Origin of the sequence: Nonomuraea cypriaca (genome assembly GCF_015645445.1) — a bacterium.
In the GTDB taxonomy this organism is placed as follows: Bacteria; Actinomycetota; Actinomycetes; order Streptosporangiales; family Streptosporangiaceae; genus Nonomuraea; species Nonomuraea cypriaca.
Genome location: NZ_JADOGI010000291.1, coordinates 1 through 11,376 on the forward strand (window position 1 = coordinate 1; position 11,376 = coordinate 11,376).

Here is an 11,376-nt window from a genome sequence, read left to right on the forward strand (position 1 = left end):
CTCCCCACCCCCGGCTGACGCCCGCCGCCAGGACCGCCTGCCGTCAGGACGACCCCAGCTGACGCCGTCAGGACGGCAGCCATGACGGGGCCGTGCGGGAGCCGAGACCGGCGCCGCCGTCGGTGGCCAGAACGTGGCCGTTCACCCAGGCCGAGTCCGCCGAGCACAACCACAGCAGGCCGGGAACGATGTCGTCCGGCGTCCCGACCCGGCCGGCCGGACTGGCGGCGCGAATGGCTTCGACGTACGTGTCCGGGACGGGGTTCAGTGCGGATCCGACGGCCACGAACCCCGGCGCGACCGCGTTGACACGCACGCCCAGCGGCCCGAGCTCCAGTGCGAGCCCGCGCGTCACGGCCTCCAGCGCCGCCTTCGAGGCCGCGTACACCGTCGTGCCGGGACGTGGCCGGAGCGCGCCGCCCGAGCTGGTGAACACGATGGCCGCGCCGCGCCCGTGCCGTTCGCACAGCTCGGCCAGCGCGGTCGCGGCCATGAGCGCCGACCGGGTGTTGACGGCCATCACCGTGTCGAACAGCTCCTCGGTGCTCTCCAGCGCGCGCCGCGCCGGGTACAGGCCGGCCACGTGCAGCAACACGTCCAGCGGCCCGTACAGGTCCCATGCCCGCAGCACCGCCGCCCGCGCCGCGCCAGGCTCGGCGAGGTCCGCCACCACGTGCCGTCGATGGTCGGCGGCCACCGTGGAGCGCGGCGAGTCCACCGCGACCACCTCGTCGCCCGCCCGGGACAACGCGGCGCACACCGCCGAGCCGATCCCGCCGCTCGCGCCCATCACCAGCGCCCGCATCACACCCCCGTTCCGCCGGTACTGAAGGCGCGGGCGGTGTCCAGGCACGTACGGAAGACGAGCCGGCGTTCGAGGCAGGCGTCGAGGAAGCGTTCGAGCCCCAGCAGGCGATGCCCGCGCCCGATGACCTGCGGATGGAACGTCAGCACGCACACCCCGCCGGGCTCCTCGCGCACCATGTAGTCGATGTCGTCGAGGAAGTTGCGGAACACGGTGGCGGGCTCGCGCAGGCCCGGCATGATCCCCGTGTCCGTACGCAGGTACTCGAACTGCGGATAGTCGTCCAGCGACCACGACACCGGCAGCTCGACGAGCGACGTCGGCTCGCCGAACCGGTACGGCCCCGCCGGGTCGGCCACGTCGCCGCGCCTGGCGTAGTAGGGGGTGTAGTCGGTGCCCATGAGGCTGGAGTCGTACTCGCAGCCCAGCTCCAGCAGCACCTCCACGGTCGAGGAGGTGAAGTCCCAGCTCGGCGTGCGGTTGCCCCGCGGCTCGTAACCGGTGACCTTCCTGATCGACTCGCGGGCCCGCTCGCACGTGGCCAGCTCGGCGTCCCGGTCGAGCTTGGAGACGGGCTCGTGGACGTACCCGTGCAGGGCGATCTCGTGGCCGGCCGCGGCGATGGCGGCGCACTCGGCGGGATAGGTGTCCACGGTGTGCCCGGGGATGAAGAACGTCGCGGTGATGTCGCGCTCCCGCAGCAGCTTCAGTATGCGCGGGATGGCGTGCGCCCCGAACTCGCCCCGCGACACCGGGCCTGGCGTGGCCATGCCGCGAGCCAGCCAGAGCGAGATCGCGTCGAAGTCGAACGTGAGGCAGATCGTCTCAGGCATGTCGCTCCCTCTCGAAGTGGGTGCCCGGTTCTCTCTCGGAGTGGATGTCCGGCGCCGTCTCGAAGTGGATGTCCGGTGCCGCGCCGGGCGCGAACGCGTCGCCGAGCCGCCAACGCTCGTACGAGCGCTCACACGGCGGATGCGCGGCGATGTACAGGTCGCGCAGGTCGAGATCCATCACCACCGAGTAGACCGAGGCGACCTCCTCCCCCTTCCCGACGTCGGGGTTCACGTGGCGGCAGATGCTGTCGGGGTGGGAGTAGTGGTCGCGCAGGGCGGCCACGATGTCCGCGAGCTCCAGGTTCCGCGCCGCCGCCGCATCCTCCAGCAGGTGCCGCGCCCGCGTGGGCCGCAGCAGGGTCAGCGCCGAGGTGGCGGCCTTCTTGTCCACCAGTGGCAGCGGGCACTGGAAGTGGTTGGAGTGGGTGATCATCCCGTCCTGCGGCAGCAGCGTCCCGAACACGCCGGGCGCGACCTCCAGGTCGATCGCCTCGCCTCCGGCGTCCGCGATGAGCAGGTTGCCGGAGGAGATCCGCCGTACGTCCAGCGCCTTGCGGTGCGCCTCGCTCATCGTCCGCGACTGCAGCACGCCGCGCAGCAGATAGTGGTACGGTACCCCGGCCCCGCCGGTGTCGCGGTCCGAGACCAGCAGGTTGGCGCACACGCCGAGACCGGCCGAGTTCAGCCCGGACTTGGCCAGCATGCCCGCCTCGGCGAGAGTGATCACCGCGAAGCCCTCGGTGTCCCTCGTCGCCAGCAGGAACGTCACCGGCCCCTGCTCGGGATGCCAGTCCCAGTTCTGTGCCAGCAGCGTGTGACCCGTCCTGGTGTGCTTGGGCAGCACGGCGACCGAGGTGCAGCCCTCGTCGTGGTAGCCGGTGCCGTACAGCATCTCGGTGCGGGCGTTGAGCGCGGTGATGTGCTCGATCGGCCGGCCGGCGCCCGCCGCCAGCCCTTCGAGCATGGCGGCGATGCGGGCGTCGTACTCTCTGGCCACGTCGAGGTAGACCGCGCCCCAGCGCAGCACGTCCCGTTCGGTGAGCCCGGCCTGGTCGCGGAAGCGGCGCAGGTAGGTGTCCAGGCTCTGCCCGACCAGCTCGCTCGTACGCCGGCCGAGCTCGGCGCCCATCTCCTCGTACGTGCCCTCGACCGCGATCAGCGGTGGATTCATGGCTGGACCTCCCTCTGACTTAGTGCAGGTTCCGGTGTGCCGTCTCCCGCATGCCGAGCACCACCGCGAGCGTGACGGCCGCGGAGACGATCGGCAACAGGACGGGCGACATCCCGGAGCCGCTGAGTTCCACGACCCCGGTGGCCACGAAAGGCGCCGTGCCCCCGAAGGCCATGACGGCGAAGTTGTAGCCGATGGACATGGTCGAATAGCGCAGCTTCGTGGGGAACAACTCGGACAACGCGGCGGGGCCAGGACCCGAGAACATGGCCAGGATCACGGCGATGACGATCTGGCCCGCGTACACGCCGAACGTGCCGCCGCTCTGGAGCAGCGTCATGATGGGCCAGCTCAGCACCAGGAACCCGATCGCCGCCGCGGTCAGCAGCGGCTTGCGCCCGACCCTGTCGGACAACGCGCCGAACGCCGCGATGCACACGGTCAGCGTCACGAGACCGACGATGTTCGAGGCGCGGGCCACGCCAGGATCCACCCCTGCCACGTCGGTGAGCCAGGTGGGCAGATAGGTCAGGAAGAAGAAGTACGCGACCGTCCACAACATCGTGAACCCGAAGCCGCGGGCGATACCGGGGAACTCGGTGCGCACGCCCTCGCGCAGCGGGCTCTTCGCGGTCGCGCCCTTCGCCTGCTCCTCGGCGAACGCCGGTGTCTCCGCCATGCCGTACCTGAGCCACAGCGCGGCCGCCGCGGTGAGCAGCGACAGGAGGAACGGGATGCGCCACGCGAAGGCGTTCACCTGCTCGTCGGTGAAGATCGTGTGGTTCAGCGCGACGACGCCGGACGCCAGGAGGAAACCGCCGGCCGTCGAGACCTGGTTGAAGCTGCCGAAGAAGCCGCGCCTGCGCGCCGGTGCGTACTCGACCAGGAACGCCGCCGACCCCGCCCACTCGCCCGCCACGGAGAAGCCCTGTACCATGCGCAGGATCACCAGGAGCAGCGGGGCCAGGACACCGATGCTGTCGTACGTCGGCAGCAGGCCGATCAGGGTGGTCGCGGCGCCCATCATGAGCACGCTGACCACCAGCGCGGTGCGGCGGCCGAACTTGTCGCCGACGTGGCCGAACGTGATGGCGCCGAGCGGGCGCATCAGGAAGCCGACCGCGAACACGGCGAAGGTGTAGAGGGTCCCGACCAGGCCGTCGGACTCGGGGAAGAACAGGGTGCCCAGGGTGACGGCCGTGTAGCCGTACACCATGTTGTCGTAGTTCTCCATGATGTTGCCGAAGCTGCCCGCGACCACGGCGCGCGTGTTCGAGCTACGGGGGATGGGGGTTGTGGTGCTCTGGGCGCTCATCGCGACCTCTCACTCTGCTATGAGGCTCGTGGGGCTTTCGTCGGGGGGTTACGACGCGATGTAACCGCCGTCGACCGGGAGCAGCACGCCCGTCACGAACGACGCCGCAGGCGAGGCCAGGTACGCCACCGCCGCGGCCACGTCGGCGGGGTCCCCAGGACGGCCCATGGGCGCGCGCTCAATGCGGGGACGCAGTTGCTCGTCGGACAACTCCTGGAGCAGCGGGGTGACGAACACCCCCGGCAGGACGCTGTTGACGCGGATGCCGCGGCCGGCCAACTCCACCGCGGCGGTCTTGGTGAGCATGTGCAGCCCGGCCTTGCTGACCTGGTACGCCACCGACGACGGGGGTGAGGGCGGGGGTGGCGGTGGGATGTGGCCGTAGATGGAGCCGATGTTCACGACGCTGGCGGCGGGGCTGGCGGTCAGCTCGCCCACGAACGTCCGGATGCCCGTCCACGGGGCCCACAGATTGGTACGCAGGACCCGGTCCCAGTCGTCGTCACCGGTGTCCAGGAGGCTCTTGCGGGCGCTGACGCCGGCGTTGTTGACGAGGATGTCAAGGCGGCCGTGTCGTGCTCTCACCTCGTCGGCGAGCACCGTCCACGACTCCCGGTCGCGAACGTCGAGCCGCTGATAAACCGGCTCACCGCGGCCCTCGTCGGGCGTGCCTCCGTCCTCCCCGGGCCAGCCCTCGTTGGGCGTGGCTGTGCCCTCCCAGGGCTTGCTCCGGTGCACCCCGGGCTTGCCTTGGTTCTCCCAGGGCTTGTCGTGGCGGTCGTGCAGGTCGCCGTAGACGACGTGCGCGCCGCGGGCGTGCAGGCCGTCCACGATGGCGGCGCCGAGACCGGAGGCTCCGCCCGTGACGACGGCGACCAGCCCGTCCAGCTCCATAGGACCGCTCCTCTCGGGACCGCCCCACCCGCATGCGCGCTGGCAGGGCCCTCGAGGACCATCCTGGGCCGACGGGCCGGCGGCGACCTCCGTCAAATGACGGAGGCGCGCCCGCCTGCTCAGCCCCGCAGGGCGCGCTCCGCCGCCTCGACCACGTTGGACAGCAGCAGGGCCCGCGTCATCGGCCCGACACCGCCGGGGTTGGGCGTGAGGAACCCCGCGACCTCCTCGACTGCCAGCGCGACGTCACCGGCGATCTTGCCCTCGACCCGGGAGACCCCCACGTCGAGGACGGCCGCGCCGGGCTTGACCATGTCGGGCTTGATGAGCTCCGGCACGCCCGCCGCCGCCACCACGATGTCCGCCCTGCGCACGTGGGCGGCGAGGTCCTGGGTGCCGGTGTGGCAGAGGGTCACGGTCGCGTTTTCGCTGCGGCGGGTAAGCAGCAGGCCGAGCGAGCGGCCGACCGTGATGCCGCGGCCGACCACGACCACTTCGGCGCCCTTGATCGGCACACCGTATTCCTGCAGGAGCAGCACGATGCCGTGCGGCGTGCACGGGAGCGGCGCGTCGACCATGTGGACGAGGCGGCCGAGGTTGACCGGGTGGAGGCCGTCGGCGTCCTTGGCCGGGTCCATGCGCTCCAGCAGGGCCATCGTGTCGAGGTGCTTGGGCAGCGGCAGCTGGACGATGTAGCCGGTGCACGCGGGTGAGGCGTTGAGCTCGTCGATCGCCGCCTCGACGTCGGCCTGGCCCGCAGTCGCCGGCAGGTCGACGCGGATGGAGGCGATGCCCACCTCGGCGCAGTCGCGGTGCTTGCCCGCCACGTAGATCTGGCTGCCCGGGTCGTCGCCCACGAGCACGGTGCCCAGGCCGGGGGTGACGCCGCGTTCCTTGAGCGCGGCCACCCGGGTCGTGAGGTCTGCCTTGATCTTGGCGGCGGTCGCCTTGCCGTCGAGTTTCACTGCGCTCATGCCGCAATCCTTCCATGCCTTCCTGAGCCCTCGGTACCACCCACCCCATGAGCCGCGCCCGCCGGTTATCCACAGGTGCGAGGCAGTCGCCCTCGGTTATCCACAGGCAACCGTTGACATCGTTGTCATCGATGGTGGAAGGGCTTAGTGTTACGGGCGCCAGCAACATGCTCACGGAGGTTCCCCCTTGCCTTTCCGCCTGTTGTCCGCAGAGTCGACCGATCTGTTCGTGGGCTCGCCCGACGAGCCGCACCAGGTGCTGCGCGTCACCGTCGCTGAGGGCGCGCACGAGGCGCCGCTGGAGCTGCGCGGCGACGGCGTGCGGCTGGCCGGGCCGGTGACCGTGCCGCCGGCGGCGGGCGTCCTCGAGGTGCCGCTGGCCGTGTCCGTGCCGCCGGGCGTCACCGTGCCCTGCGTGCTCACGCTGGCCGGGGAGGCGCTGGAGGTCGAGGTCACGGCCGAGGAGCCGGGCTGGACCATGCACCTGGTGTCCCACTTCCACTACGACCCCGTCTGGTGGAACACGCAGGCCGCCTACACGAGCCCGTGGGAGCTGCTGGCCGGCGACTCGACCACCAGGCCGTTGTGGGAGCGAAACGCGTTCGCGCTGGTCGAGGCGCACATCGAGCTGGCGCTGCGCGATCCCGACTACCGTTTCGTGCTGGCCGAGGTCGACTATCTCAAGCCGTTCTTCGACACCCATCCTGAGCGGCGGGCCGACCTGCGCGCGCTCCTGGCGGAGGGCAGGGCGGAGCTGGTCGGGGGGTCGTACAACGAGCCCAACACCAACCTGACCGGGGCCGAGACCACCATCCGCAACCTCGTCTACGGCATCGGCTACCAGCGCGACATCCTCGGCGGCGACCCGCGCACCGCGTGGCAGCTCGACGTGTTCGGGCACGACCCGCAGTTCCCCGGCTACCTCGCGGCGGCCGGGCTGACCGGCAGCGCGTGGGCGCGCGGGCCGTTCCACCAGTGGGGCCCGATCAGCAAGAACTTCAGGCAGGCCAAGAACGACGCGGCGCTGATGCAGTTCCCGAGCGAGTTCGAGTGGATCTCGCCGTCCGGGCTGGGCGTCCTGACCCACTACATGCCCGCCCACTATTCGGCCGGCTGGTGGATGGACTCCTCACCCTCGCTGGAGGAGGCGTGCCAGGCGGTCTACGACCTCTACCGTTCGCTCAAGCCCGTGGCCGCGACCAAGCACATCCTGCTCCCTGTCGGCACCGACTACACGCCGCCCAACAAGTGGATCACCGACGTCCACCGCACGTGGGCAGCCCGCTACGTCTGGCCCAGATTCGCCTGCGCCACCCCGCGCGACTTCCTCGACGCCGTCCGCGCCGATCTTCCCGCCTTCAGCCCCCAGACCCGCGACATGAACCCGGTCTACACCGGCAAGGACGTCTCCTACATCGACACCAAGCAGGCCCAGCGGGCGGCGGAGGTGGCGGCGCTGGACGCCGAGCGGCTGTCGGCGTTCGCGGCCATGCTCGGGCTCGGCGGCTACCCGCACACGGCTCTCGACAAGGTGTGGCGGCAGCTCGCTTACGGCGCCCACCACGACGCGATCACCGGCTCGGAGTCCGACCAGGTCTACATCGACCTGCTGACCGGCTGGCGCGAGGCCCACGACCTGGCCGTGGCCGCCCGGGACAACGCGCTCACCGCGCTGACCGGCGAGATCGCGCTGGACGGCCGGAGCGTGGTGGTGACCAACACGCTGCCGTTCGCCCGTGACGGCCTGGTCCGCGTCCGGGTGCCGGCCGGTCACACCGTGGCCGACTCCTCGGGTGCCGAGGTGCCCGCCGTGCTGGCGGACGGCACTCTCACGTTCCTCGCCGCGGACGTTCCATCGATGGGGTGGCGCACCTACCAGGTGGTGCCGGGCACCCCTGCCCCCTGGCTCAGTTCGCAAAACGAAGGCGTCGTCACCATTCAGAACGATCGGTGGCAGGTGTCGGCCGATCCGGCGCGCGGCGGCGGGCTGACCTCGATCCTCGACCGGGTCTCGGGCGCGGAGCTCCTGTCCGGCGTCGGCAACGAGCTGCGCCTCTACGACGAATATCCACAACATCCGGACATGGGCGAGGGCCCGTGGCATCTGATCCCCACAGGCGACGTCGTGGGATCGGCCGAGACGCGGGCCCTCTCCACCCGTGCGGAGACGAGCCCGACAGGCCGGCGCCTGACCGTCACCGGGCAGGTCGGCGAGATCACCTACGAGCAGACCGTCACCCTGCTGACCGGCTCCGACCGCATCGACTTCACCACCCGCGTGCTCGACCACACCGGCGCCGACCGGCTGCTGCGCGTCCGCTTCCCGGCCCACGTCGAGGGCGCGCTGCCGGTGTCCGACGTGTCGGGCGCGGTGGTGGGGCGCGGCTTCGCGCTGCCCGACGTCGACACGGCCGAGCACCCGTGGACACTGGACAACCCCGCCAACACCTGGTTCGGCCTGTCCGCCACCGCGAAGGTCGATCTCGGGGCGGCGGGCGCGCGGGCGCTGGGCGTGGCCGAGGTGGTGGTGCCCGCCCTGCCGGACGCCCCTGCGGCCCGCGATCTGGTGGTGGCGCTGGCCCGCGCCGGCGTGACCGCCACGACGTCCTCCGCCCACGGCACCCGCTACGGCTGGCTCGACGTCGACTCGAACCTGCCGGACGTACGCATCGTGCTGGGCGGCCCCGACACCAACCCGCTGGCGGCCGAGCTGCTGGCCGATGCCGACCCGGCCTATCTGGACGCGCTGAAGTCGGGCGCGCCGCGGGTGTGGGTCCCCGCCGAGCGTCCGCTGGCGGAGGTGTGGCAGCCCAGCGCCGACCTGCGCGACCTGCGCGCGCTGCCCGCCCTGATCGTCGCCGGTCCGGTCGCCGACCTGGTGAGCGACCTGGCCGACGCCACGATCGAAGCGGTGTGCCCGCTGGGCTCCGAACGGCTCGACGACCGTACGGTGGCGCTGCTGACGTACGGGCTGCCCGGCTTCGCGGTGGACCCGTCGGGGGCGCTCCATCTGTCGCTCATGCGCTCGTGCACCGGCTGGCCCTCAGGCATCTGGCTCGACCCACCCCACCGCACGACCCCGGACGGCTCGGGCTTCCAGCTCCAGCACTGGACACACGAGTTCTCCTACTCCCTGGTGGCCGGCGAAGGCGACTGGCGTGCGCTGCGACTCCCCGCCACAGCCCAAGAGCACATCACCCCTCTCCTGCCCCGCGTCATGGACGCCGCCCAGCCAGGCCCCCTCCCCCAGGTCCACTCCCTCCTCACCATCACTCCACCCCGCGACGTCCTCCTCGGCACCCTGAAATCCACCGGCAACCCCCACGCCCACGGCCACACCACCTCACAGCCCAGGGGCGGAGAAGCCGCGTGGGGTCGCGCTGTGACGATACGGCTGGTGGAATCCACGGGCTTGGGCAGCCGGGCCGAGATCGCCTCTCCCGTCCTCCCTCTGGACGCCCTCACCCGCTCCGACCTCCTGGAACGCCCCGGCACCCCGATCACGGACCTCGACCTCAGCGGTTTCGAGGTCGCCACCTACCTGGCCGCCACCCCGCCCCAGCCCACCAAGCCAGAGCTCGCCCCCACAACCGAGCGGGCCCAGCCCGTCTACAGCCGCTACTGGCTCCACAACAAGGGTCCCGCCCCCCTGGGCTACCTGCCGATCTCCATTGCCATCTCCCCTGGCCTCGTCACGTCGCCGGAGGGGCCGTTCGAAGTGGAGGTGGTGCTCTCCTCCCATCTGACGGACGAACCCCACGAGGGTCTCGTGGACGTCCGCGTCCCCGACGGCTGGACTTCCACCCCCGCCCAACGTCCGTACCGTCTCGCCCCGGGCGGCCACCTCCGCTTCCCCGTCACCGTCGATCCCGCACCAGGGGCCTCCCTACCAAGGCCGGGCCTCCACTTCGTCTCAGCCCGCACGGCGGCGGGCGGCCAGCTCATCGAAGACGTCACCACCGTGGCCATCGGCGACGCCCCCGAACTCCCCGTGGCGGGCCCACCTCCGGAGTCCGGCACCGCCGTACGCGGCACCAAGTCGGCCGAGGCACGCCCCGCCGGCCTGTCGATCGCCATGGTCACGGACTCGCTGTCCCTCCGTCCCGGCGACCGCACCGCTCTCACGCTGAGACTCGCCAACACCACGTCCGACGAGATCCGCGGCGAGGCCCAACTGGCCTCCCCCTGGGGCACCTGGGCCATGCTCCCGCAGGTCATCCAGGGCTTCACGGTTGCCGCGGGCAAGACGATCGACGTGGCGTTCCCGGTGGAGGTCCCCGGTGACGAACCAACCGGCCACTTCTGGACGCTGGCCAAGGTCATGTGGTTCGGCCGCTGCCAATACTCGCCGGCGATCCGCCTGGAGGTGACCCGGTGACCGCGGTGATCGGTTGGGTTGACGACCACCCCATCCCCCGTGACCGCCTCGACCAGCGACTCACCGACCTACGCGACGGCCCGCTGAGATCGGCGCTCCCGGTGCCGGGCACCTCGGAGGACCGCCAGCTGGCCCGCTGGCTCACCCAGGTCATCCTCACGGAGGCCCTCTGCGAAACAACCGCTGCCGCCCTCGGCCTGCGCCCGCGACAGGAACCACCACAGAACGCCCTGAGCTTGCACCTTGCCCACGGGAACCCACGCCGATCCCCCAGCCCCGAAGGCACATCCCAGCAAGACCGACCCCCACAGGCGGACACCGATCCCAACGCGACCCCACGGACAGACACCGATCCCGACGCGGCACGGGCGGGCATCGATCCCGACGCCGCGCCACGGGCGGACACCGATCCCAACGCGACCCCACGGGCAGACACCGGCCCCAACGCGACCCCCAACGTGACCCCATGGGCAGACACCGGCCCCAACGCGAGCCCAGGGGCGGAGACCGGTCCCGGCGCGAGCCCACGTTCAGGGCCTCAGCCCGCCGCCTCCTTGTCCGGAGAACCCCAAGCCGCAGGGGCGCCGCTCGATCGGGTGGCCGCCGTGGAGCTGGGCTCGATCAACGCCGCCGCCTACAACGGCAGCCCTTGGGTGCGAGCCTTGTTCCAGCATGTCACCGCGGCGGTGACCGTTCCTCCTGAATGGCGCCGCCCGTCCTCCCCCGAGCGCCCTCGCCGTCACTTCGTACGGCATCGCCTGTTCGGGGATCCCGGGCACGCACGTTCGGCGACCCCGGCCGACCTCGAGCCCCTCGGTCTGATCACGCTCGACTCGTTGCCGACGGCGATCGCCCAAGCCATCGAGAGCCACCCTTACGGCACTCTCACCAGCCCGGTCAAGGACGCTCTCGGCTGGCACGTGGCGATGGCGACCCCAGAACCAGCGCCTCCAGAAACCACCACCCCACAGCAGCCACCGACGCACGGGTCCCACACCCCGCACCC

The 11,376-nt window shown here is 71.4% G+C and carries 8 protein-coding genes; 2 read left to right on the forward strand and 6 right to left on the reverse strand.

What is annotated here, in order from left to right:
• Positions 1-67: 67 nt before the first annotated feature.
• The 6 genes from ITP53_RS49145 to ITP53_RS49170 form a co-directional block, all read right to left on the reverse strand.
• The gene (locus ITP53_RS49145) at positions 68-805 is read right to left on the reverse strand and encodes an SDR family NAD(P)-dependent oxidoreductase (protein ID WP_195902375.1); all 738 of its coding nucleotides are present in this window, start codon (positions 803-805) and stop codon (positions 68-70) included.
• Complete coding sequence (locus ITP53_RS49150) at positions 805-1,638, reverse strand: polysaccharide deacetylase family protein (RefSeq protein ID WP_195902376.1); 834 nt, start codon at positions 1,636-1,638, stop codon at positions 805-807. The genes ITP53_RS49145 and ITP53_RS49150 overlap by 1 nt, the downstream gene beginning before the upstream one ends.
• A complete protein-coding gene (locus ITP53_RS49155) occupies positions 1,631-2,809 on the reverse strand; it encodes a C45 family autoproteolytic acyltransferase/hydolase (protein ID WP_195902377.1) in 1,179 nt (392 codons plus the stop codon). The genes ITP53_RS49150 and ITP53_RS49155 overlap by 8 nt, the downstream gene beginning before the upstream one ends.
• 19 nt (positions 2,810-2,828) lie before the next feature.
• On the reverse strand, positions 2,829-4,124 hold the full coding sequence (locus tag ITP53_RS49160) for an MFS transporter (RefSeq protein ID WP_195902378.1): 1,296 nt from the start codon (positions 4,122-4,124) through the stop codon (positions 2,829-2,831).
• A gap of 48 nt (positions 4,125-4,172) precedes the next feature.
• Positions 4,173-5,018: an SDR family NAD(P)-dependent oxidoreductase gene (locus ITP53_RS49165; protein WP_195902379.1), complete on the reverse strand. Its 846-nt coding sequence runs from the start codon at positions 5,016-5,018 to the stop codon at positions 4,173-4,175.
• Between the two features lie 119 nt (positions 5,019-5,137).
• Complete coding sequence (locus ITP53_RS49170; RefSeq protein WP_195902380.1) at positions 5,138-5,992, reverse strand: bifunctional methylenetetrahydrofolate dehydrogenase/methenyltetrahydrofolate cyclohydrolase; 855 nt, start codon at positions 5,990-5,992, stop codon at positions 5,138-5,140.
• A 202-nt stretch (positions 5,993-6,194) separates the two neighbouring features.
• Between ITP53_RS49170 and ITP53_RS49175 the strand changes: the two genes are divergently transcribed.
• Positions 6,195-10,370, forward strand: a complete 4,176-nt coding sequence (locus tag ITP53_RS49175) for a glycoside hydrolase family 38 N-terminal domain-containing protein (protein WP_236052038.1) — start codon at positions 6,195-6,197, stop codon at positions 10,368-10,370.
• A partial coding sequence (locus tag ITP53_RS49180) for a DUF7158 domain-containing protein (RefSeq protein WP_207757523.1) occupies positions 10,367-11,376 on the forward strand: 1,010 nt, incomplete at its 3' end. The genes ITP53_RS49175 and ITP53_RS49180, both read left to right, overlap by 4 nt.